This window comes from Thalassotalea sp. HSM 43, assembly GCF_004752005.1.
In the GTDB taxonomy this organism is placed as follows: domain Bacteria; phylum Pseudomonadota; class Gammaproteobacteria; order Enterobacterales; family Alteromonadaceae; genus Thalassotalea_A.
The window spans coordinates 3,068,007-3,092,117 of the sequence record NZ_CP038493.1 but is presented as its reverse complement, the minus strand read 5'-3'; the positions used below and the strand labels follow the sequence as shown (position 1 = coordinate 3,092,117).

Sequence of the window (24,111 nt, the reverse complement as noted above, 5' to 3'; positions counted from 1 at the left end):
CATATCACTCTGGCTATTGAATAATGTCGATTCACACGCAAATGCGGGCAAAAAACGCTAATGTTTATTGATGATCGAAATATTTAACGACCCTTATCTTTTATTATTGCTGTCCTTAATTGGTTTTATTGCTGGCTTTATTGATGCTGTTGCCGGTGGTGGTGGTTTGCTTACCGTACCTGCATTGTTAACAACGGGATTACCGCCACACTTAACCTTGGGAACCAATAAATTGGCGGCTTGTTTTGGCTCATTTACCTCAAGCATCACCTTTTACCGCAAGAAACTATTCGATCCTTTATTTTGGCTTTATTCGGCTATCGCCACAGCCGTTGGTGCAGCCATCGGTACCATCGCCGTCAACTTGATGAGCAGCGCGATGTTAAATAAAGTGCTGCCGATAATCATACTACTTTGTGCTGTTTATACCTTGTTTACCAAAACCGCGGTAACCGAATGTTGCGACCTGCCCGCAAAGAATTCATCGCTGAACATAAAGCAAAAAATTCAGGGCTTTGTGTTAGGGTTTTATGACGGCATCGCAGGACCTGGGACAGGCACCTTTTGGGTTGTTTCTAACCTTGCTTTATATAAGATGAACATATTACTAAGTTCTGCCATGGCAAAAAGCATGAACTTTATTAGTAACTTTGTATCCTTGATAGTGTTCTTGTATCTAGGCCAAGTAAATATTATTTATGGCTTAGCAATGGGCTTGTTTATGATTGTTGGCTCGTGGCTTGGTGCCCATTCAGCGATTCGTTACGGCAGTAAATTTATCAGACCAATCTTTATAACGGTGGTGGTGATCATGGCTTTAAAACTAGCCTATTCGGCATGGATAGCGTAATGGCTGCAAATAATAAACAGTTGTATATGCGCCTGCAATCAATGGTTAAACAATTGCATAGTGATGCAAAAGCGACCGACAAACTTAATAAGGACCGTAAAAGTCATTATTATATAAAAGAGCAAGCGCTGTTTTCTGAAACGCTTTTTCCCGTCAGCAGTACCGAATTTAGTCACTATGTTAGTTACGTCGACAAGCAACTGAATCATCTAATTGCATTACAAAATGCAGGCCATAAACAATTGGCTGATTCTTTGTTAGAGCAACTTGAGCAACAAATCAGTGCCATTATCGTTGCCTTAAAATCAGATCCTAATCGCCATAAAGACAGTGATTATCGCCTGCAAATTAACAAACGACGTTATAACCAGCGCCAATCGGATAATCGTCAGCACAGTCAAGCTAAGTCGGTAATGATGAATGCACACCAGATGCATAGCAAGTTGGTTGAATACCGCGGCTTTGAAAGTCGTTTAGAATTGATGATCCGCGAAGAAGAACAAAAACTCAAACGCTCTAACGGCGCAAATCAAAACGCATTGCAGCAGTCGATTTTTGCCCTACATCAGCGGTTGGGACGTTGCCGTCGTGCCATTGCCGATCTTGAACGTAAAATAGAAGACAGTGAGAAGCGTGGTTAGAAGCTAGGGACTAGGGACTAGGGACTTGGGACTAGGGATGATTAATAGTATTCTGGTTTATCGATTTTAATGATACAAAAAAAGCGCCTTCAGGCGCTTTTTTATTAACGGTATTATTTTGTCGAACTATGGCTGATAACCGTATAGTTCGATAAAAGGTTTTAATGTGTCGGCTACTGGTGCCAATTGCTGTTCATAGTTTTTATGACGAGCCACGGCTTTGTCGCTGATCTTATTGGTAACATCACGATAGCTTGGTGTTGCGATGTTTCGCGCCAAAGCTTTTTGACGATATTGCTGCATGTCGTCATGCCAATCTAACCCGGTAAACGCCAGCACCTGTTCGACGGTGCCATTAAAATCTGTGACCAAGTCTTCGTAGCGATATTCAATATAATCATCTGTCGACAACTGTTGTTTATAGTCTTGCCACAACGTCATGACTTGTTGATACATGTCCGCAGCTTTGTTCAAGTCCAGAAAGTTAACCATTGCCGCATTCAAGTCAAACTTTTGCATAAAGCAGCTCAATACCACATCTCGTGGATCGCGCACCGCGACAATAAACTTAGCCTGACTAAACAAACTGCGAATAAGTGGCAGATGAACAATATTTAACGGCAATTTGTCAATCAATTGACGTTGCTCGATGTCGGCATACAATGATTTTACATGTTGCCAAAACATGCTGCGAAAACGCTGTTTATCATCATCAGTTAAGCGCGTTAATGATGCCGGGTAATCGCCAAACTCATTGGAGATTTGGTTGATGATTAAGGTGATTGGTGAGCGTTCGTCTGTGGTGGCGATACTTGGGTGGGCTTTTAATACCTGCTCCATAAGCGTGGTTCCGGAGCGCGGAAAGGCAACAAAAAATATCGGTGCTGAGGTATCATCAGTATGGGCGTTATCTTGGCTAACGAGATTGGTCACTTGTTTATAATCCGCCAGCATAGCAAAGTAATTGTCACCCTGCTCTGCTGCTCGAGTCATGCGCGACATTAACTGATTACTTTGTGTAAATGCCGTAAAGGCTTGTGGGTATTGAGCTGATTCATCACAAGCTAAGCCGAGTTGATGATTGGCCTCGATGGCGGTTTGTTCATCCAAGCCATACTTCAGTGCTTTGGCTAAGGTTTTACTTGCTTTTTCAGGCTCTCCTTGACGACGCAAGAGTATCCCTTGAAACATAATTACCTTAGGGTTACCTGGTTGCAGCGACACTGCTTTTTGCAAGTATTGATTTGCCTTAGCCACATTATTTTGTAATTCGTAACAGCTGATCAATTGCAATAATAAATCGATACTGCTTGGTTCTATCGCATAGGCAGATTCTAATTCGTCGATGGCGGCCAAGGTGTTCTTTTCCGCCAGCAAGACACTGGACATCAAACGATAGCCATCGATAGAGTTAGGTACTACCTGTTTTAACTTGGCGATCACTTGCTTGGCGTTATCGAATTGAAACGCATCTAAATACGCCGATGCGCTATTGGCCAATGCCGATTCATTGTCTGGTTCAAGGTTCAGCGCAGCATCAAAGCAGACTAAAGCAGGTTCAAGTTGCGACATGCCCGCTAAACAGATACCTAAATTAACGTGATAATTTGCAACCTTTGCATCGCGTTCAATTGCGCCTTCAAACCAATGCTTGGCTTTGCTTAAATCACCTTCTTGTAAGGCGACGATACCAAGCATATGCCATGCATCGGCAAATTGTGGGAATTGCTGCTGTAACCGTTGATACACTGGTAATGCAATATCAATGCGACCTTGGCGGTGCACATCTTTGGCTTTTTCGATTTCAGCAAGCGCCGTTTCAAGTGACGGCGTTGTTGCCTCGTCGCTATTGTTCTCTATGCCGCCTTTCTCTGCGCTACTTTTCTCTGCGCCGCTTATGTCAGTGTCTTGTGCGTTAGCCGCAGTGTGCGTTTGAGTTTGGCTTATGGCATCAGTCGCTTTTTCAATGTCCGATGATGGCTCTGCTTGTAGCTTCGGTGAGTCACGTTCGGTCTCATTCGATTGCCCATGCGCAGATTGCGGCTTGTCGGTTGCTTTTGCTGTGGTGTCTTTTGCTGGTTTTGTATCACCAGCGAATAGCTTTTTGATCCAGTTAATCATAGCGGGTAATTCATCGTTATCGTTATAAAGAAATCGCCTCAGATTAAAAGAATTAACCATCTACTGCAATGGATTCACTCATCTTTTTACCTTGACGGTTGCAATGCTGAACAGAGTTATACAAATTCGCTTGCAGGTTCATATCGATTACCGCTAAAAATAGCTAGCAAAAAACGCTTAAAAACAAGCAATATCAGATAAGCTGATGGCGATAAAAATTGAGGAATACGTGGTGTTTAATAGATTGGGTGGCGCCTCTCAGCCACATCCCGGCACATGAGTCGTCTGCTGCGGTTGCTTCCTTCCGGACCTGGCCGAGTTCACAGAGTATCATTGCGGGAGGACCGAGAGGTACCATAATGATCTCAGGTTGCCCTGAGTGCTGCGCAATTATGAATAAATGTTGCAAACCATGCAAGCGATTATTTTAAAAAAAGTGTGATTGATTGTGTCGCCGGCAAGGTATTTAAAATAGTTGCGGATTTTTTGCACAGTCGGCGTTAAACAAGGCTTTAAAATCCGTTAGTTCCGCATCAATGTCATCGCCTATGTAACGAATCGGCATAAATTCAATTTGTTTTTTTACATAATTAAACTGAATCGGAAATACCGGTACCCCAGCTTGTCGTGCCATTTGCAAAAAACCGGACTTCCAGTTTGGCACTTTTGAACGCGTCCCTTCTGGCGCTATTGCCAAAATCAATTGCTCACTGCGATTAAACTGCTCAACCATATCACCGACTACACCATGCGGACTGCGCCTATCTATGGCAATACCACCGATAGATCTTAACCAAACCCCTAAAGGTCCAACAAAGATGGTGTGCTTACCAAGGAAGTTTAACCTTAGATCGAGCGCCATTTTGGTCATCAAACCGACTAAAAAGTCCCAATTAGAGGTGTGCGGTGCAACCGCCATGATCATCTTCTTTTCTTCTGGAAACTCACCAACTACCGTCCAACCAGTCATTTTCAGTAGCCAACGTCCTAACTTTTGTGTGGTCGGCGCATTCGTTCGTGGAATAGATTGCGGGACTTTAGGCAGAGCCTGCACCGTTATGGCTCCTTACTCTTCATTGCTCTATCGAGCTCCAATGCAACTGCTTTTAGTTTAAGTAAGTTTTCACGGCCAAGGCGCATCAGCAATTTATCCGCTTCATTCATGTTTTCAATTTGTTGATCTTGGTATTCATAAACCACTTTTGGTTGTACCAAGACTTCATCACCAGTCGCCACTTTAGCATCGAGAATGCGTTGTAAACACGATTCAATAACGTCATCGAATGTTTGTTCAGGAAAGCCTAATTCTTCATAAGCTTGTTCAAATAGAGGCTGCATTTGTTGATAGGCAGCGACCAATTGTTGTGGCTCAAACGATTGCAATAAATCGACATACTGTTGATATCGTTGCCAGTTATCTTCATCAACTTGAAAACCGTCTTCAACCAGACCAGACTCTGTTACTTGATATTTCTGTTGCAGTGGTTTCAATGGTAGATGGCTGTACGCCAATTCACCTCGAGAAAAATTTTCGGCAAACACCACGGTGCGACGTATTAGATCATCACTGATCACCAAATCCAGCATAGATTTATCGAAGCTCAATTGCTCAAGCGTAGACTTGGCAAAAACATCACTTTGACTTAGCTCTGGTAAGGCGACTTTCTCTTCGACCGGTTCTGGGGCAACGGGTTCAGGCTCAGGTTCTGGGGTAGGTTCGGGTTCAACAATCGGCGCTACAGGTTCAGGCTCTATTGGCTCGACCTTTGCCTCAGGTGCGACGGTGACAGGCGCTTGTTCCGGTTCACCACTAAACATATACAAAATAATTGCCAAGACAATCACTATGATTATGAGAAAAACCTTTTTGCCCGCGGAATTATCCGGTTGATTATGTTGTTCTGATTGATTTGACAAAATGTTCTCCACCTAACGTCGAACCGTCCTTTAAAGATAGACAAATGCGCTCTATCGGTAAAGTAACAAATTGTTTTTAATCAACACCTTGTTGTTTCAAGGTGTTGATCATTAGCAAACTAACTTGCGTCGTCTTGGTTTTCCGGTAAGGCGTCGATAAAAGCATTTAGTTTCGCGCATTCTTGTTCAATGCGATTTATGGTTGGGTACGGTGACATATCAATATTGAAGCGTTTCGCGTTATATATCTGCGGGATCAAACATAAATCAGCGACACTTGGTTGATCTTTATAACAAAATTTACCGGCACATTGCTGTAAACGAGTTTCTAATGCAGCGAAGCCTTGGCTGATCCAGTGCTTATACCACTCAGACTTTTGTGCATCGCTGACCGCTAAAGGACCACTTAGATATTGCAATACGCGCAAGTTATTTAATGGATGCACATCACAGGCGATATCATAAGCCAGCGCTTTAACCTGAGTTTTGTCTTTTAAATCCTGTGGATACAATGGCGATTGTGGGTACTTTTCGTCTAAGTAATCGATAATCGCCAACGATTGATTAACGACAAAATCGCCATCAACCAAGGTTGGTACCAATTCATTTGGGTTTAACGTTACATAACTGTCACTGTGCTGTTGGCCACCATCTTTGACCAAATGCACACTCTTATGTTGATGCGCAATGTTTTTCAAATTTAGGGCAATGCGCACTCGATAAGCGGCAGATGAGCGCCAATAACCGTACAAGGTAATCATCAACTATTCCTTAAATTTTCACTGTTTTTTTGTTGATATTATATTCACGCAATTTATTAGCAATTGCGGTGTGACTTAACCCCAGCTTTTTCGCTAACTGGCGAGTACTTGGGTATGCGGGATATAACTTTCGCAACAGCTGCGCTTCAAAGCCTTTGACTGCATCTTCTAGCGTGCCATCAAACTCTTGCTCAAGATAGCCACTGTCCTGGCTGTAGGTTGGCAGTTGCAAATGAGCAATATTTATCACCTCACCTTCCAGCAAGGAAACCGCACGCAAAATCACATTTTCCAATTGGCGCACATTACCTGGCCATGGGTAATTCTCCATAAACTCAGCACATTTATCGTCTATTTTAACCGTCGTTCTATGGTTGGTTTGGCACGCCTTTTTACAAAAATAATCGGCTAATGGCAGGATATCCTGACGTCGCTCGCGCAGGGCTGGCACATTTAAACCCAATACATTAAGACGATAATACAAGTCTTCTCTAAATTGACCTGTTTCAACCATAGATAACAGATCAGCGTTGGTCGAGCTGATCACTCGCACATCCACTTCAACTTCGTTTTCATCGTCGATACGACGAAAACGTCGGTCATCTAATACACGCAGTAATTTTGATTGCAGCTTACCCGACATCTGGGCAACTTCATCAAGGAAAATGGTACCGCCTTCGGCTAATTCAAAGATGCCCTTTTTCACCTCACCATTGCTAAGTAGGCGACCAAATAATTCCGTCTCACAGGCATCATCCGGCATTGAGGCACAATTGACCACAACAAATGGTTTCTCACCGCGTTCACTGGCCAAATGGCAGGAACGAGCAAGCAATTCTTTACCGGTACCGGTTTCACCCATCAGTAAAATAGACGAGTCCAATAACGACATACGACGGGCTTCACGCACAACCTTTCGCATCAATGCGGAAAATACTAATACATCGGAAAAGTCATTATCTTTAGGCTGGTTAAAGGCATTAATCTGCTGGCCAAGACGGGCTTCAGATTTCAGCATAACCACCGCACCAGCGACGACCTTAATGTTATTTTCTGACGGCAGACTTACAGGTAAAATATCAGCAACAAAGTCTTCATCCATAAACTTCAAACGGCGAGTGTGTGGCAACACTTCTTCGCCTTCCAAGTAACGGTTAAAGTTAAAGCCTTTGATCCAGTTACTCAATTGCTGACCAACGACTTCGGTCAGGGGGCAATTAATTTTCTGTTGAGCAACGTCATTAATGGCGTAAATAGCCGCTCGTGAATCAATGGAAATAATCGGGTCAGGTAAGGTTCGCACCAACGTATCGAGAACAATACGCTCACGTTCTGATGGCATGTAATTGGTGGTTTTTACATCTTTTACGCCATCAATCAAGCGTAATTGCGGCATAAAATCCTGCAACTGGCTAAAGTCCAAATCCGGCATGTGCATGAAAATCTGTCCGGATTCTGTGATTGCATCGATACCTTTGATATTGATCTCGCGGTCGACGAAAATCGCCAACACTTCTTGCGCAATACCGACACGATCTTCACACGTTATTTCTAATCGCACCTAGCGTTCCTACCCCTAAATTTATGTAAACAATATTTTACAACAAAAAAGACGAAAAATACTAAAGTATTTTTCGTCTTCTAATGAGGTATTACCAGTGCAAGAAGCAGAGAATAGGTTTAGACGCCTATTATTGCTCCAGCAATGCGTCGGTTTTCGCCGCGCAGATAAAGTCATTACGGTGTAAACCGTTAATCGCATGGGTCCACCATGTGATGGTAACTTTGCCCCACTCGGTCAAAATTGACGGGTGGTGAAATTCAGCTTCCGCTAGTTCTGCAACCTTATTGGTAAAGGCTAACGCTAGCTTAAAGTTTTTAAATTTAAATTCACGCTCTAGCATCATCACGCCATCACGAACTTCTGGTACCCAATCTGGGATTTCACGAATAAGCTCAGCTAATTCTTGTTCAGATACTTTTGGTGCGTCTGCACGGCATGCTTCACATTCTTGTTTTACTAAGTCGCTCATATTTATCTCTTTCAATACTCTTGTTTAACTAGCGATTTTTACATCTTTAGGTGGAAATAACGGTTCATGCATGCCCATAGCTTTGGCTTCTTCAAGCAAGGCTAATAGGTCAAGCTCTGCGATATCATCTAACTGTTTTATTTGCTCTAGCATAAAATAAACAGGCTGCATGATATCGATACGATATGGTGTACGGAAAACGTCAACAACATCCAATGGTTTGCGAATCACATTTTCATCGTGCATGGCATATTGGGTTTCACCAGGAGATGACAATATACCACCACCATAAATGCGCAAACCGTCTTCGGTGTTAAGTAAACCAAACTCAATGGTAAACCAGTATAGACGAGCCAGAAAAACGCGATCTTGTTTACTGGCGTTAAGGCCTAATTTGCCATACATTTGGGTAAAATTAGCAAATGCAGGGTTGGTTAATAATGGGCAATGGCCGAAAATTTCGTGGAATATGTCTGGCTCTTGCAGGTAATCGAAATCTTCCTCACGACGAATGAAGGTCGCGACTGGAAACTTCTTCTCTGATAACAAACGGAAGAACTCACCAAAACCAATTAACGCTGGTACTTGCTGGCATTGCCAACCGGTCGCTTCTCTTAACACACAGCTGACTTCTTCCAACTGCGGGATACGGTCTTGTGGTAGGTTTAATTTTTCAAGGCCAAGGATGAATTCATCACACGCTTTACCCTTAATACATTCAAGCTGACGCTTGTATAGCTTTTCCCAACTGGCATTCTCTTGTTCTGTCCAGTCAATAAAGCCGTTCTCATCACCCTGCTTTGATACATAGGAGGTTGACTTGCTCATAATAACTTTCCTCTCCAACTTCTGGAAATGCGGGCGTGTTTTATTGATTTAATTTATTGCTCATGAGTATGGCAACGCCCGTATATTTTGACCTAAGACTATAAGAAGTGGTTCCGAAAAGACAAATCTGGCGCAGATTTTATCTGCGCCTTGCTGTACTTTTATGTTTACAAGAAATTTGCAAGCAACAGGCTGTGCTTGCGTTAATCTTTGGACTTGTTAGACAGTAGACTCTTAACCTGAGTAATGACCTTGCCACGGACTAAGGCTATACCCGGTCTTTTTTGTGTTTCTGCGAAAGGAATGGGACGACATAAGTACAAAGCCTTTAAGCCTAATCGCGTGGTTAGCATACCCGCTCCGAGTCCTTGTGCAGCGCGCGTTGAAAAACGCCCAAGCGCATCAACACCGAGCATATCTAGGCCAACATCGGCGACTATCTCACTCGCGCCAGCGTAGGCCATATTGGTTATGACCTGACGCAATAAGCGGACACGACTCCAATAGCCCAGTCTAACGCCATATAATCCAGCGATTTTGTCGACCATTTTTAAATTACGCCACAGCAGTAACAACATATCCATAACGGCTAACGGGCTTAATGCGACCATCAACACCGCTTCACTTGAGAATTTAGCGATTTGCTTAACGGCTTGATCATCAACCTGATGCAAGACTTGTTTGCTGTACAGCTCTAGTACTTCCTTGTCACTCAGGCTGTCATCTAAGGTATCAAAAAACTGCTGATGACCGTCATTGAGCGTATCCAATGGCAAGTTGCCTGTTAACTTCTGACAAAACGACTTCGCGTCAAATACAGTTTCATCATGCAACAATGCATCTGCTTGCTGGTATTGGTGTTGCTGTTTATTAAACTGACGAAGCCCAGTTAATTCTTTTACCACGTACTTGCCGGCGACAACGCCGATACACCCTAATAACGCCGCATAAATACTGGTTATTATCGGTGACTCAACAAAACCTGTGGCAAAAAAATCCACCAGCTCATAGCCCATAATGGTCACACACAACACCCCGACGGTGCGCCATAACCAATTTGGTTTAGAGCGCTGCTGTTGCTCACTCACTTGCACTATATCTTCTTCAACCGCCTGCCAAGCCTGTTCAGGCAACACCAACTGACTTTCCGGTAAATCGCTATCGTCACTGGCTTGTTTTATCTCTGGTTCGGAAAACAAAATATGCTGCTGATATTTGTCATCTTGGCTCATTTTAATTTGTCTCCCAATAAAAATTGCAATACCTGATCAAGGCGAATATGCGCTAAAGCGATATGCTCATCCGCCGCAGTTATCGGCTTGAACGCAATAAAATTAAAGCCTTTGTCGGGCCAGTTGTTGGCGTCTGGTAACTTAGTAGGAACCGCACCTGGGTATAATGTAATGACCTGCCCAGTATCTGCTCGCTTACCTTTTACGACACTCAATTGCTGGCCTTGATATTCACTTTTGCCTTGCTCGGTTGTTTTCACTGAGGCTATTGCCAATGATTTCATTTTAATGGCATCAAAACTCAATGTTTTCTTGGCTTTGTGAACGACTTGTTCAAGCAAGGACAATAATCGACTATGTTGATCGGCCGTAATGTGATCGGCTTTGGTTGCCGCAAACATAAGTTTATCTATTTTCGGCGAAAACAAGCGCGACAGGAGACTTGATTGACCGTAGCTAAAGCTTTCCATAATTAAACTAATGGCGTGCTGCAAATCATTAAAGGCATCACTACCATTGTTCAGTGGTGTCAGGGTGTCTATCAAAATAATTTGCCGATCAAATCGAGCGAAATGTTTCTTATAAAAGCGGCGTACGATGCGCTCTCGGTATTCAAGATAACGAGCTCGTAGCATGCCTATCATTGAATCTTGGTCTGCACTGCGATATTTAGCCATATCAAGCTGCTCAAAGTGTACAAACGGCACAAATTGCAAAATTGGCGCGCCTTCATGTTCACCGGGTAAAATAAAACGCCCAGGTTGAATCACCGACATCCCCAATTGATAACGAAATTTATGTAGCAGCTGCGTATATTCTGCAGATAACGCCGCCAACACTTTCTCATCGACAGGCGCAAATGGGTCGAGTTGCTCTAATTTTTGCAGAAACTCTTGGCTTAATTGATAACGAGGCTCGGCGAATAACAGCTCTTTCATTTGTTCCGACCATTGCTGAAAATCCAGTTCAAGCATAGGTAAGTCGAGTAGCCATTCTCCAGGGTAATCGGTGATATCTAAATATACCGTGGCCATATCAGTGGCATATTTGAGCATGCCTTCGTTTGGGTAGTAACGCATGGCTAAGCGCAATTCACTGATGCTTCTCGTCGCATCCGGCCACATCGGCTCCTCGCTTGATAAATTGGCCATCGCCGCTTCGTAATCAAATCGAGGTATGTGCAAGTGTTTTTGTCTGACGCGTTTAGCACCAATAAAACGACCTTGATGAACAACATCAAAAAAGGCGAGAGGTTGGCCAGAACCTTCATTAATCAATTGATTAACAACCGAGGTTATAAAGGCTGTTTTACCACTTTGCGATAACCCAGTGACCGCTAATGAGACATGCTTATCGAGACTGCGATTAAACAGTTCGTTGGCGCTGTCACCAAGCTTACGAGTTATTTTTTTGACACTTTTACCACTAAATAAAGCCATAAGAACAGGTTGTGTTAACTCCGCTAAGTTTCTAATGTAAAACAAAAAAGGCTGCAAAGCAGCCTTTTTTTCATGCCTTGTCAGGCGCTATAGTCTATTGATTTCTCTTGATACCGTAAATTCCGGTGAGGTCACATAGCGTTCCATAGCACGCAATTCTTGCTCAAGGGTTTTAAACTTAATGTTAATATCATAAACCGCTTGTTTGGGTGGCTCACCCGCTTGCCAAATTTTTGACTTTACCTTAATCGGTTCACTAAAAATTTCTTCTTCGTGCAGTTTCTCACGAACGTTTTTAGCAACTTCTTTCGGTGAAAAGCGGTTAGGCTTTTTATCAAGAATAAACCAGCCTGCTATATACAATAGTACAAACCAACCCATTCCCAACAATACCCCGGAAACAACCAGGATTCGAACTAACCAGGCTTCCCAGCCAAAGTACTCGGCAATACCGGCGCAAACCCCGGCAATTTTGCCTTTTTGTGGGTCACGAAATAAATCGCCTTTGGTCTTGCTCATGCTCTGTTTCTCCAATCCGGAGCTTCAGCATCAAGGATCGCTTCTAGAGTTTTGATGCGTTCAGCCATCTTATCTGCCGTTTCTGATAAATCAGATAATTGACGGTACTCTTCTTCCGTTAGCCCTTGACTGATTTGGCGCTTAGAACGGTAATGCAAAATCAACCAAATTGGCGCAACAATTACTAAAAACACAATTATAGGTGCCATAATAATTTCCATAATTTCTCTCCTTAGGGCCTATGATAATTTAGATTATTTCTTTTTAGTCGTTGCTTTTGCAGCAGTCTTTTTGGGCTTTTGCATTTTCGATTTTAATGCTTCAAGCTCCTGATCTATATTATCATCGCTTTCTAAATCAGCAATCTCATCCGCTAATGATTTTTTGCCTAAGTCGTATGAATCCACTTGCGCTTCCAAATCATCAATCTTACGCTCATAGCTATCGAAACGTGATAAGGCGTCATCAACTTTGCCACTGTCCAGTTTGCTTTTTACTTTCAAACGAGAACTGGCGGTTTTACCACGCATAACGATGGCTTTTTGACGCGCTTTCGCATCCGCAAGCTTTTCTTGCAATTGCACAATCTCATCTTGAAGTTTAGCAATATGGTCATCAAAGCTAGACAATTCTTGTTGCATTGATTCTGCCGCTTCACTGCATTTGTTCTTTTCAACAAGTGCTGAACGGGCCAAATCATCACGACCTTTGCTTAGTGCTAGCTCGGCTTTTTGCTGCCAATTGTCGGCTTCAGCTTGCATACGTGCCACTTGGCGAGTTAATTCTTTTTTATCAGCAAGGCTACGAGCTGATGAAGAACGTACTTCAACAAGGGTGTCTTCCATCTCCTGGATGATCAGACGAACCATTTTTTCAGGGTCTTCTGCTTTATCCAGCAAGCTGTTAATGTTTGAGTTGATAATATCTGTAAATCTAGAAAAAATACCCATGGTTACATCCTCACGTTAATCTTATCGTTATTAAAACTAATTCTACTTACATGCCAAATACTATTCACTATTGATGCCAACTTTACAAAACATTAACAAGCCACTGTTTTATATAGTTTTTATTAATTTATCAAAAAACACTTCTCAGTTCACGAGTAATGAAATACACTATTTATTAGTGAAATAAACCAATAACTTAAAAAATGAGTCGATTTCAACAACAAGATAACCTAATAGGTCAATCAAATAGCTTTCTCGAGGTGCTCGAACACATCTCACAAGTTGCACCTTTGTCTAAACCTGTGCTGTTAATTGGTGAACGAGGTACGGGTAAAGAGTTAGTCGCTGCGCGTTTACATTATTTATCACAGCGCTGGGACCAAAGCTATGTAAAACTCAATTGTGCGGCACTTAATGAAAACTTATTAGAAAGTGAATTATTCGGTCACGAAGGTGGCGCATTTACCGGCGCCAGCAAGCGTCACGAGGGTCGCTTTGAGCGAGCCAATGGTGGTACCTTATTTCTCGATGAATTGGCGAATACCTCTGGATTGATTCAGGAAAAGTTATTGCGTGTTGTTGAATATGGCGAGTTTGAACGGGTTGGTGGTTCGCGCACAGTAAAGTCCGATGTTCGTTTGATTGCGGCAACCAATGAAGATTTACCGGAATTGGCTGAACGCGGTGAATTTCGCGCAGATTTACTCGACCGCTTAGCATTTGACGTTATCACCCTGCCACCACTTAGAGAACGTAAAGAAGATATTTTATTATTAGCTGAGCATTTTGCCATCACCATGGCACGTGAATTGGAATTTGAATTATTCAGTGGTTTCACTGAAAAAGTGAAAAACCATATGCTTGAATACCAATGGCCAGGTAATATTCGAGAACTCAAAAACGTTGTTGAGCGCAGTGTTTATCGCCATAACAACCCACATTTACCCGTCAATGAATTGATTATCGATCCTTTTGAATCACCATTTAGACCAAAGCGTCGAATTAAAACCGCCGATCGCCAAAGCCAACATGACAACACCAACGCAAGCAGCAATAACACGATAACCAACAGTGACGCCGCTGTTGAAGATGTTAAAGAAACTGTGCAAGAAATATTGGAGTACCCTGTTTCATTAAAAGATATGTCACAGGATTATGAGATTAAATTATTAAAAGATGCCCTTGCTTCCTGTCAATTTAATCAGAAGAAAACAGCAGATGCGCTGCAGTTAACCTATCATCAGTTACGTGGTTACCTGAAAAAATATAATTTGCTTGATTCAAACGAGGCGAGTTAATGCAATTCTCTCCTAAGCGCATCATCGCTGAGCCTGTGGCTCGGCAGTTGCTCTATGTACTGTTCAGTGTTGTGCTGTTCTGTAGCGTATCTGCGTGTGGAAAAATAGAGGAAGACCCAGTACTCACTGAAGGGGTTATCTATTGTAGCGAGGGGTCGCCTGACTCATTTAACCCGCAGCTAGTTACCTCTGGTACAACTATTGACGCCACATCAAAGCAGTTATACAACCGTTTACTTGACTTTAATACAGAGAACTTTGATAAGGTGCCGGCACTGGCCAAATCATGGCATGTAACGAAAGACGGTAAATTCATTACCTTTTATTTGCGTACCGATGTCGCTTTTCATAGTACCGACTATTTTACACCGACCCGCACTTTAACGGCGGATGATGTGATCTTTAGTTATCAACGCATTCTCGATAAAAACAACCCCTTTTATCAATCTGCAAAGGGTCAGTTTCCATTTTTTCAAAGCGTCGACTTTTCAAAGATGGTTAATAAAATAGAAAAGATTAATGATTATACGGTTCGCTTTCATCTTAATTACCCACAAAGCTCATTTTTAGCCAACCTCGCAGCGCCGTTCTCAGTAATATTATCGAAAGAATACGCTGACAGCTTAATCGCCAATAATTTACCTCTGAGTCGTCTTGATTCACAGCCAATTGGTACCGGGCCTTTTAAATTTAAAAGCTATCAAATTGGTTCTCTAATACGTTATTTGCGCCACGAAGATTACTGGCGACAAAAAGTGAATATCGAGCAATTACTGTTTAACATCACACCAAGAAATACCGGCCGACTTACCAAACTGCTGACTCATGAATGTGACGTTATTTCTTACCCTATTGCGTTACAGGAAATTAGCTCTCGTGCGGATTTAGAGTTGGAGCAAGTCACTTCTTTTAATGTCGCGTTTATGGCTTTTAACACCCAAAAGCCGCCATTTGATAACCCATTAGTGCGTCAAGCGGTTGCTCATGCGATCAATAAAAGAGCGATTATTAACGCGGTTTACTTTGAACAAGCGGATGTCGCTGACTCCCTGCTACCAAAAGCCTCATGGGCCTACGACGGCGATATCGCCGGGATCGAGTATTCGGTTTCCATGGCGAAAACATTATTAACCGATGCGGGCCTAGGCGATGGCTTTAGTCTCGACCTTTGGGCCATGCCGGTACAACGCGCTTATAATCCCGATGCATTGAAAATGGCAAAGTTGATCCAAGCGGATTTGGCGCAAGTCGGTATCGACGTCAATATCATTAGTTTTGAATGGTCTACGTTTTTGAAAAAGCTCGACAAAGGTGAACATCAATCGGTATTAATCGGTTGGCAAGCGGATCATCCAGATCCCGATAACTTCTTTTCACCATTGCTAAGCTGTGCGGCGGTTGAAACCGGCAGCAACCGTGCCTTTTGGTGTAACCCGCAATTTGATGAGCTACTCAAAGAGTCGTTGCTAACCAATGATTTGAATAAACGTAAGGCATTGTACACCAAAGCACAAAGGATGCTGATGCAAGATATCCCATTGCTGCCTATCGCTCATGCAAGACGTTCGCAAGCGCGTTTGGCTCATATCGATGGTGATATATTAACGCCGATAGGTGGTATCAGCTTTGAAAACATCGATAAAAAGGCGCAGGACTGAGTATGTTAAACTTTACCCTTCGCCGCCTTAACCTATTGCTATTTACCTTACTGATGCTGTCTATCGTCAGTTTCAGTCTTAACTATCTATTCCCTGGTGATGTGTTAGTCAACATGTCAGGGGAAACGGCAATGAGTGATGCCAGAGAGCAAGAGTTGAGCCTGATTTATCATACCGATGGCAACATCTTACAGCAGTATATTGCCTATATGGGGCAAATTTTTTCCGGTAACTTTGGTGTATCAATGGCCAGCTCTGCCAGTATCAGCAATGAACTGCTAATACATTTACCAGCTACCATTGAACTGTGTTTAGCGGCCTTGTTTATCGCCCTACTGATTGGCATGCCTTTAGGTTTTCTCGCCGCGATATTTCATAACAAACCGGTCGATAAAATTATTCTCGCGTTTGCCATGTTGGGTTATTCGATTCCCGTATTTTGGCTGGCGCTGATCCTTATTATGATCTTTTCCATTACCTTGTCGTTATTACCTTCATCTGGGCAGCTAAATTTGCTGTTTGATATCGAGATGGTCACCGGCTTAAAGCTTATTGATATCATGCTCAGTGATAGTCCCTATAAAGCAGCGGCAATGAAAGACGCACTATTGCACCTTATTTTGCCAGCCATTACTGTCGCACTCGCGCCGATGACGATCTTTATTCGTTTGGCACGAACTTCGATGCTGGAAGTGCTCGATTCAAATTACATTAAGGCAGCGCGAGCCAAAGGCTTGTCGAAAGCGATGATTATCTATCGTCACGGCATTCGTAATGCGTTGGTTGGTATTGTCCGGCAAATCGGATTACAGTTTGCCAATATCGTCACCCTAGCGATGATTGCCGAAGTTATCTTTGCTTGGCAAGGTGCTGGCGGCTGGCTTATTGAAAGCATTGAAGCGCGGGATTATACGGCGATCCAAGGTGGTTTGATTGCCTTGGCAACATTTACCTTCTTTATTAATATTTTAGCGGACTTTTTGTACGTAGCGATTAACCCTCTGGAACGGTATAAAAAACATGGCGCGTAATCACATTTATTTGGAAGAAGAGTTTCCATCGCCAATAAAGCAACTCTGGCTGACGTTTAAAAGCACGCCTGTGGCCATTATTGGTTTCGGTGTTTATGCTTTTTTAGCGGCGTTGGCGCTGGTGGGCAACTTTATTGCACCGCACGATGCGCTGGAAAATAACCTAGATAAACTGTTACTGCCGCCCGCTTGGAGCGAAAATGGCGATTTAGCCCATTTACTCGGCACCGACGATCTCGGTCGAGATATGTTATCAAGATTGATAAATGGCGCGTCTCTAACCTTTGGCTTAAGCTTTTTGGTGGTCTTATTTGCGATGAGCGTTGGTGTCATTATTGGCTCATTTTCGGCAATCACGCGCGGTGTTAAATCGAGTTTTCTCACCCATTTTCTCGATGTTATTTTATCGATACCATCGTTATTATTGGCCATCATCATTGTCGCCATCTTAGGTCCTGGCCTCGAAAACGTATTATGGGCAATCGCATTAGTGTCGATACCACAGTTTGTGCATGTGACGCGCAATGCAATTAAAGAAGAGCAAACCAAAGATTACGTCTTGATCCCCATCCTTGATGGTGCCAGTGAAATACGCGTTTTGATCACCTCTATATACCCGAATATCATCGATAAAATTATCATTCAGGCTACCTTGGCTCAGTCCGCTGCCATTCTTGAGATTGCCGCATTAGGTTTTCTTGGTTTAGGCGCGCCTATTCCGATGCCTGAATGGGGCTCTATGTTGGCGAACTCTTTGGATCTGTTTTACATTGCACCTTGGACTACCTATTTGCCGGGTTTAGCAATATTAACCACGGTGATGGCCACCAACTTGGTTGGTGAAGGTTTGCGTCATTCATTAAAAATACAAAAAGAAAGCTAATGAATTTACTGGATATAAAAAACCTGAGCATCGAATTAACCGGCCACAATGAAAACATTGTCGCGGTTGACCGAGTCTCTTTGGTGTTAAAAGATGGCGATTTTCGCGGTCTAGTCGGTGAATCTGGCTCAGGAAAGTCAATTTTAGCGCAAGCTATCATTGGTGTTCTCGATGATAAATGGCATGTCAGCGCCGATCGTTTCCATTGGCAAGGCGTTGATATATTGCGCCTGCCTATCGAAGAAAGACAGCAGATCATCAATCGCGATGTGGCAATGATTTTTCAAGAGCCAATCAGCTGTCTCGATCCAACCAATACGATTGCCGAAGAAATTGAAGAAGCACTTGATAACAGTCAGTTCAGTGGCTTTTTTTGGCAACGTGCAGCACAACGGAAAGAAGAAATAGCTAGGCTATTACACAAAGTCGGTATTAAGAATCATCAAAACTGTGCGAAAAGTTATCCGCATCAACTCAATAACGCCTTGTGTCAACGGGTTATGATTGCCATAGCACTAGCGAAAAAACCGAAACTGTTAATCGCTGATGAGCCTACCGCGTCAATGGAAGCGGTTAATCAAAATCAAATATTCCGCTTGTTGGCGAGTCTAAATCAGCTTAAAAACATGTCGGTACTGCTGATCAGTCACGAATTAGAAAAGATAAGTTATTGGACCAAATATTTAACGGTAATGTACTCAGGACAGTTTGTAGAAGCCGGTACAACAACGCAAATATTGAAAAGCCCGTTTCATCCCTACACTCGAGCATTGGTGGCGAGCACACCAACCGCACGCAAGCACTTTGAAAAAAAACAACTATTAGAAACTCTGCCAGGGAGTATTCCCAGTTTGAGTCATTTACCGACAGGCTGTCGACTTGGTCCAAGATGCCCTAATGCGCAAAAGAAGTGTGTAAAAGCGCCGACATTGGAATCCTATCAAGGCCATCAAGTCAGTTGTCATTTTCCCCATCGAGGAAATAAATAATGACCAGCCTGATTGAAGTCAAAGATCTCAGTAAAAAGTACAAGGTTAAGAAAGGTTGGTTTCGTACCGAAAAGAAAACCGTGCTTGAACCATTGTCGTTTAAACTGGAAGCGCAAGAAACGCTGGCGGTTGTTGGCGAAATCGGCTCAGGCAAGTCGACACTGGCGAAATTACTGGTTGGTGCTGCACGACCAAGCACCGGCAGCATTTGTCTCAATGGCCAACAACTGCAAGCCGGTAACTTTAAACAACGCTGCCAACACGTCAGAATGATTTTTCAAAATGCCGGTAGTACGTTAAACCCAAGTTTGACCATACGCCAGCAATTAGAAGAGCCATTGAAATTGAACACCCAATTGGACGAAGAGCAACGAATCGAGATGATTCGTGCAACGTTACATAAAGTGGGTTTGCTTGCGGATCATATGCACTTTTACCCGCACATGTTTTCTGGTGGTCAAAAACAACGTATTTCATTGGCTAGAGCCATTATATTGCAACCGCAATTGGTGATATTAGACGAAGCGCTGGCAGCGTTAGATTTATCGTTACGAGCTCAATTGATCAATTTGTTATTGGAATTACAACAAACCATGGGGCTAGCGTATATTTTAGTGTCGCATGATATTGATGTGATTCAACACTTTAGTGATAAGTTAATGGTACTTAGGGAAGGACGTGTGGTTGAGTATGGTAATACCAGCGACGTGCTTGCAAACCCCAAGGACATCTTTACTCGCAATCTGATGCTGTCACAACGTAAAAGCAAAATAATGGCTTAAAATCGCATATAGAACGCTTTAAGCACAAATAAAAACGCCAGGCTAAGCCTGGCGTTTTGTTTTAATGTTTGTTGCTGATAGGCGTTACTCTGCGCCTTCGTTGTGAAGATCTAGAATTGAATCAGCTTCTTTATCGGATTGCTCTTTACTTTCGTTATTGCGTAAAGCATCCAATTGCACCAAGTAATCGTTATCGATGTCATTGGTAATGTATTGACCGTCAAACACAGACGTATCGAATGTTTTGATATCTGGGTTTGCTTTGCCAACAGAACTGATTAAATCAGGTAGGTCTTGATAAATAAGTTTATCTGCACCAATTAATTCACAAATATCTTCTAACTCACGACCGTGAGCGATAAGCTCGGTGGCACTTGGCATGTCAATACCATAAACGTTCGGGAAACGAACTTCTGGTGCAGCGGAAGCGAAATAGACTTTCTTTGCGCCCGCTTGACGAGCCATCTCAATGATCTGACCTGATGTCGTACCACGCACGATTGAATCATCAACCAGTAAAACGTTTTTACCTTTAAATTCTCGATGAATCGCATTCAACTTGCGACGCACTGATTTTTTACGTTCTGCTTGACCCGGCATGATAAAGGTACGACCTACATAACGGTTTTTCACGAAACCTTGACGATATGGTAAATCCAATTCGTGAGCGATTTGCAAGGCAATATCACATGAGGTTTCAGGAATAGGAATGACGACATCAATTTCAACGTCTTCCCATTCACGAGCAAGTTTTTTACCTAAAGCGACACCCATTTCAACGCGACTGCCGTATACCGACATTTTATCGATGGTTGAGTCTGGACGGGCAAAATATACAAATTCAAAAATACATGGGTTGTAACTTGGGTTATCCGCACACTGGAATGAGTGTAATTGACCGTCTTCGGTGATGTAGATAGCTTCACCTGGGGCAACATCGCGGATAAAATCAAAATCACATGCATCTAATGCTACTGATTCTGATGCCACCATGTACTCAGTACCTTTTGCGGTTTCACGCTTACCAAATACCAAAGGACGAATGCCGTTAGGGTCACGAAATGCAACCATGCCATGGCCAACTATCAAAGCAACACTCGCGTATGCACCGCGAACAACTTTATGCATGTTAGCAACCGCAGCAAAAATATCTTCTGGGGTAAGTTGTAAGTTGTCACTCTTGTTTAATTCATGCGCAAGCACGTTAAGCAACAACTCTGAATCCGACGTCGTATTTACGTGGCGACGAGCATTGCTGAACAACCATTGTGATAATTCATCGGCATTGGTCAAGTTGCCATTATGGGCAAGAGATATACCAAACGGTGAGTTTGAGAAAAATGGTTGAGCTTCTGACGAGCTAGACGTACCGGCCGTAGGGTAACGAACGTGGCCAATACCTATGTTGCCTTGCAACCTAAGCATATGGCGGGTATGGAATACATCCTTTACCAAGCCATTAGCTTTTCTTAAGCGAAATTTGTTATCGCTTATGGTAACAATACCTGCGGCGTCTTGGCCACGATGCTGAATAACTGTTAAACCATCATATAAAGCTTGGCTTACCGGTGAAGTACCTACTATGCCAACAATACCACACATGAATCTTCTCTCCGCAAGAATGCCCGGTTAGGTTAGAAAGCTTGATGATGCTTTGATGTAATCAAAGAACCATTCAATTACTATTCTGAACTCCGGAATTAAAACTGCCTGTTGCCACCACGTTGCACTTGGCGCTGGGGTAAATGCATCCATGAAGAACAGTAATGCACTAACAACCAGTACACCACGTAATGCCCCAAAAGCTAAACCCAGTACTCGATCGGTTCCTGACAGCCCAGTTTTCGTTACCAGTTGCCCGATTAAATAATTAACCAGAGCCCCTAATATCAAAGTTACTACAAATAATATGGCAATCGCCGCTGCATTTCGCAGCATCGGGTCGCCAATATTGGTTAAATATGCAGCCAAGTCTTGGTAAAAAGAACTTGCTACAAAGAAGGCACAAACCCAGATAACAAGAGAAACGGCTTCTTTAACGAAACCTCGAATTAAACTGATTAAGGTTGAGATGCCTATTATCGCTAAAATGGCGTAGTCAATCCAAATCATTATTAGCCTTCCCTATTTTATGGCGCGCATTCTAACAGAATCGACACCCTTGTTACTACTGATTTATTGTTTTTATATTACGACGCAGCAATTGCTATATACGCTTGCCGAGTTAGCTATCGATCGGTTCAAACTTGGCTATCTTCCCTCTTACGCCGGTAAGTTTTTTTAATTTGGGAATTTTCGCTTCAAGTGACGCTTTATTGATTTCTGGTCCGATAAATACTTTGGTCAGATCGCCGGCCTTGGTCTTTATTGGTTTAGTAAATACCGTATAGCCCGAGCTCTTCAATTTTTTCAATAATTGCTCAACATTTTTCTTGTTGGCAAAACTGCCTAATTGAATAACAAAGCCCTGAGATTTTTTCACCTCAGGCTTGGTGACCGTCAACACAGCTGGTTTGGCAGGCGTTGCTTGCACCACGTTATCGGCGTTATCTATATTTTTCTGTTTAATCGCGGGTTTAGCCGGCGTTGCTTGCTCGTCTGACGGGCTAGGCTCGGTTTGGCTATTATCGCTATTGGTTGCTTGGTTAGCCAGTGCTAGCTGCGCATCAACCGCCTGTTCATCAACCGGCTCTGCGGGCTGCTCTAACTGATCAAAAGATTGCTGATCAAAGTCTTTGATAGCGATAGGTTTAACCGGTTCTTGATGTTGCGAGATTTGTTCAAACTGGGCTTGATACGCTTTCTTTTCGCCGTCAAAAAAACTAGGGAGAAAAATCACTGCTGCAGCGGCAACAATTACGGTGCCGACTAATCGATTTTGTAAAGGCGTTGACAAGACGACTCCTATAGGCCTAATTCAGGCAGGTTTTTATTGATTTCGGTGAGTGTAAAAAATGATCCAAACACCAAAACCATATCATTATTATTTGCGTGTCCTAAGGCTATTCTAAAGGCATCTGTGACATTGTCAAAACTATTCACAGCTTGATTGCCATTCGTTAAAACATCAGACAACATTTGGCCATCTGCACCTCTAGGTAAATGCAGCGGCGCCACATACCAGTGATCGACAACAGAGAACAGTTCCTGCAAGGTCGAGGCGATATCTTTGTCCTTCAGCATCGCCGTAACCGCTAACACTCGGCCTTTCTTATTGGCTTTAACATATCGACTTAAATATCTTGCTGCATGTGGGTTGTGGGCAACATCAATAAGCACATGCGGCGATTGCTTTAATGTTTGCAAGCGGCCTTCGAGCTGACAATCATTGATCCATTGATTGACCATAGTCGCGTCTAATGGCAAACCAAGCAAACGCAATACTTGCAATGCGGTGGCGACATTATCACGAGGGATTTTTGCAGGTTGCAGTTCGTTCAACTGGCATTGCTGATCTCGCCATTGCCACGCCTGCAGCAACTGCTCACCTGCAACAGAGAAATGCTGCTGACGAATAAAGCAATTGGCATTAATGCGATCAGCGTGTTCGATAACGCTAGCAGGTACCTGCAAATCACCAATAACTAACGGTTTATTGGCGCGGGCGATTCCGGCTTTTTCATAGCCTATGGCGTCACGGGTATCACCAAGAAAGGCTTGGTGATCAAGGTCAATACTGGTGATTACGGCAATATCACAATCGATGATATTGGTGGCATCTAAACGACCACCTAAGCCGACCTCGAGTAACACATACTCTGGCGTTGTTTGCTGGCATATGATTAATGCCGCCAACGTGGTGAACTCATAGTAGGTCAATGATATTTCAGCGCGCGCTTGTTCTATTGCTGCAAACGCTTTTATCAACGGCTGATCGGCAACTAACTTTTTATTTAGTCGTAATCGTTCGTTAAAACGCTGAATATGCGGCGAACTGTATACCGCAACACTATGCCCCATATCGAGCAAGGCATGCTCAAGAAAGGCGCAGGTAGTGCCTTTGCCATTGGTGCCCGAAACGGTAATGACGGTTGAAGAAGATAGGTCTATATCGAGACGCTTGGCCACCTTGGAAATTCTCTCCAGCCCCATATCAATTTCTGTGGCATGGATAGACTCCAAATAAAAAAGCCATTCACCCAGGTTGGCCAAGGATGAATGACTAGTTTTTTTATTCAT

General features: G+C 43.1%; 24 protein-coding genes and 1 other RNA gene. 8 read left to right on the top strand and 17 right to left on the bottom strand.

Features of this window, described 5'->3' with window-relative positions:
• The first annotated feature begins 70 nt into the window (after positions 1-70).
• Entirely contained in the window at positions 71-850 is a 780-nt protein-coding gene (locus E2K93_RS13450) for a sulfite exporter TauE/SafE family protein (RefSeq protein ID WP_135439598.1), read from the top strand.
• On the top strand, positions 850-1,491 hold the full coding sequence (gene priC / locus E2K93_RS13445) for a primosomal replication protein PriC (RefSeq protein WP_189637777.1): 642 nt from the start codon (positions 850-852) through the stop codon (positions 1,489-1,491). The genes E2K93_RS13450 and priC overlap by 1 nt, the downstream gene beginning before the upstream one ends.
• A 126-nt stretch (positions 1,492-1,617) precedes the next feature.
• On the opposite strand, the gene E2K93_RS13440 is transcribed toward priC, so the two are convergent.
• The 13 genes from E2K93_RS13440 to pspA form a co-directional block, all read right to left on the bottom strand.
• On the bottom strand, positions 1,618-3,612 hold the full coding sequence (locus E2K93_RS13440) for a tetratricopeptide repeat-containing sulfotransferase family protein (protein ID WP_189637776.1): 1,995 nt from the start codon (positions 3,610-3,612) through the stop codon (positions 1,618-1,620).
• A 253-nt stretch (positions 3,613-3,865) separates the two neighbouring features.
• Positions 3,866-3,962, bottom strand: an RNA gene (gene ffs, locus E2K93_RS13435) — signal recognition particle sRNA small type.
• A 116-nt stretch (positions 3,963-4,078) separates the two neighbouring features.
• Entirely contained in the window at positions 4,079-4,666 is a 588-nt protein-coding gene (locus E2K93_RS13430; RefSeq protein ID WP_228445309.1) for a lysophospholipid acyltransferase family protein, read from the bottom strand.
• Positions 4,667-4,668: 2 nt separating this feature from the next.
• Complete coding sequence (locus E2K93_RS13425; RefSeq protein ID WP_135439595.1) at positions 4,669-5,529, bottom strand: DUF3014 domain-containing protein; 861 nt, start codon at positions 5,527-5,529, stop codon at positions 4,669-4,671.
• A 119-nt stretch (positions 5,530-5,648) separates the two neighbouring features.
• On the bottom strand, positions 5,649-6,287 hold the full coding sequence (maiA, locus tag E2K93_RS13420) for a maleylacetoacetate isomerase (RefSeq protein ID WP_228445609.1): 639 nt from the start codon (positions 6,285-6,287) through the stop codon (positions 5,649-5,651).
• 13 nt (positions 6,288-6,300) lie between these two features.
• Positions 6,301-7,851, bottom strand: coding sequence for a transcriptional regulator TyrR (tyrR, locus tag E2K93_RS13415; protein WP_135439593.1), 1,551 nt, complete (start codon positions 7,849-7,851; stop codon positions 6,301-6,303).
• A gap of 130 nt (positions 7,852-7,981) precedes the next feature.
• Entirely contained in the window at positions 7,982-8,323 is a 342-nt protein-coding gene (locus tag E2K93_RS13410; RefSeq protein WP_135439592.1) for a 4a-hydroxytetrahydrobiopterin dehydratase, read from the bottom strand.
• A 24-nt stretch (positions 8,324-8,347) separates the two neighbouring features.
• Positions 8,348-9,151, bottom strand: coding sequence for a phenylalanine 4-monooxygenase (gene phhA / locus E2K93_RS13405; RefSeq protein WP_135439591.1), 804 nt, complete (start codon positions 9,149-9,151; stop codon positions 8,348-8,350).
• A 203-nt stretch (positions 9,152-9,354) separates the two neighbouring features.
• Positions 9,355-10,383 carry a YcjF family protein gene (locus E2K93_RS13400; protein ID WP_135439590.1) on the bottom strand — a complete coding sequence of 343 codons (1,029 nt, stop codon included), beginning with the start codon at positions 10,381-10,383 and terminating at the stop codon, positions 9,355-9,357.
• Positions 10,380-11,822, bottom strand: coding sequence for a YcjX family protein (locus tag E2K93_RS13395; protein ID WP_135439589.1), 1,443 nt, complete (start codon positions 11,820-11,822; stop codon positions 10,380-10,382). Before E2K93_RS13395 ends, E2K93_RS13400 begins: the two co-directional genes overlap by 4 nt.
• Positions 11,823-11,909: 87 nt before the next feature.
• Positions 11,910-12,341 (bottom strand): envelope stress response membrane protein PspC, encoded by a 432-nt coding sequence (pspC, locus tag E2K93_RS13390; RefSeq protein ID WP_135439588.1) that lies wholly within the window; start codon positions 12,339-12,341, stop codon positions 11,910-11,912.
• Entirely contained in the window at positions 12,338-12,562 is a 225-nt protein-coding gene (gene pspB, locus E2K93_RS13385; protein WP_135439587.1) for an envelope stress response membrane protein PspB, read from the bottom strand. Before pspB ends, pspC begins: the two co-directional genes overlap by 4 nt.
• 33 nt (positions 12,563-12,595) lie before the next feature.
• Positions 12,596-13,291 carry a phage shock protein PspA gene (gene pspA / locus E2K93_RS13380; protein WP_135439586.1) on the bottom strand — a complete coding sequence of 232 codons (696 nt, stop codon included), beginning with the start codon at positions 13,289-13,291 and terminating at the stop codon, positions 12,596-12,598.
• A 203-nt stretch (positions 13,292-13,494) separates the two neighbouring features.
• On the opposite strand from pspA, the gene pspF reads away from it, so the two are divergent.
• Genes pspF through E2K93_RS13350 form a run of 6 tightly spaced genes read left to right on the top strand, consistent with a single transcriptional unit; the run spans position 13,495 to position 19,932 of the window.
• Positions 13,495-14,589, top strand: coding sequence for a phage shock protein operon transcriptional activator (gene pspF / locus E2K93_RS13375; RefSeq protein WP_135439585.1), 1,095 nt, complete (start codon positions 13,495-13,497; stop codon positions 14,587-14,589).
• Positions 14,589-16,247: an ABC transporter substrate-binding protein gene (locus tag E2K93_RS13370; protein WP_135439584.1), complete on the top strand. Its 1,659-nt coding sequence runs from the start codon at positions 14,589-14,591 to the stop codon at positions 16,245-16,247. Before pspF ends, E2K93_RS13370 begins: the two co-directional genes overlap by 1 nt.
• Positions 16,248-16,249: 2 nt before the next feature.
• Entirely contained in the window at positions 16,250-17,278 is a 1,029-nt protein-coding gene (locus E2K93_RS13365; RefSeq protein ID WP_135439583.1) for an ABC transporter permease, read from the top strand.
• Positions 17,268-18,161: an ABC transporter permease subunit gene (locus E2K93_RS13360; protein ID WP_135439582.1), complete on the top strand. Its 894-nt coding sequence runs from the start codon at positions 17,268-17,270 to the stop codon at positions 18,159-18,161. Before E2K93_RS13365 ends, E2K93_RS13360 begins: the two co-directional genes overlap by 11 nt.
• On the top strand, positions 18,161-19,150 hold the full coding sequence (locus tag E2K93_RS13355) for an oligopeptide/dipeptide ABC transporter ATP-binding protein (protein WP_135439581.1): 990 nt from the start codon (positions 18,161-18,163) through the stop codon (positions 19,148-19,150). The genes E2K93_RS13360 and E2K93_RS13355 overlap by 1 nt, the downstream gene beginning before the upstream one ends.
• The gene (locus E2K93_RS13350) at positions 19,150-19,932 is read left to right on the top strand and encodes an ATP-binding cassette domain-containing protein (RefSeq protein ID WP_135439580.1); all 783 of its coding nucleotides are present in this window, start codon (positions 19,150-19,152) and stop codon (positions 19,930-19,932) included. Before E2K93_RS13355 ends, E2K93_RS13350 begins: the two co-directional genes overlap by 1 nt.
• An 84-nt stretch (positions 19,933-20,016) precedes the next feature.
• On the opposite strand, the gene purF is transcribed toward E2K93_RS13350, so the two are convergent.
• From purF to folC, 4 genes are all read right to left on the bottom strand, one after another.
• A complete protein-coding gene (gene purF, locus E2K93_RS13345; protein ID WP_135439579.1) occupies positions 20,017-21,534 on the bottom strand; it encodes an amidophosphoribosyltransferase in 1,518 nt (505 codons plus the stop codon).
• A gap of 27 nt (positions 21,535-21,561) precedes the next feature.
• Positions 21,562-22,044, bottom strand: coding sequence for a CvpA family protein (locus tag E2K93_RS13340; RefSeq protein ID WP_135439578.1), 483 nt, complete (start codon positions 22,042-22,044; stop codon positions 21,562-21,564).
• 112 nt (positions 22,045-22,156) lie between these two features.
• The gene (locus tag E2K93_RS13335) at positions 22,157-22,828 is read right to left on the bottom strand and encodes an SPOR domain-containing protein (protein WP_135439577.1); all 672 of its coding nucleotides are present in this window, start codon (positions 22,826-22,828) and stop codon (positions 22,157-22,159) included.
• Positions 22,829-22,836: 8 nt separating this feature from the next.
• On the bottom strand, positions 22,837-24,111 hold the full coding sequence (gene folC / locus E2K93_RS13330; RefSeq protein WP_135439576.1) for a bifunctional tetrahydrofolate synthase/dihydrofolate synthase: 1,275 nt from the start codon (positions 24,109-24,111) through the stop codon (positions 22,837-22,839).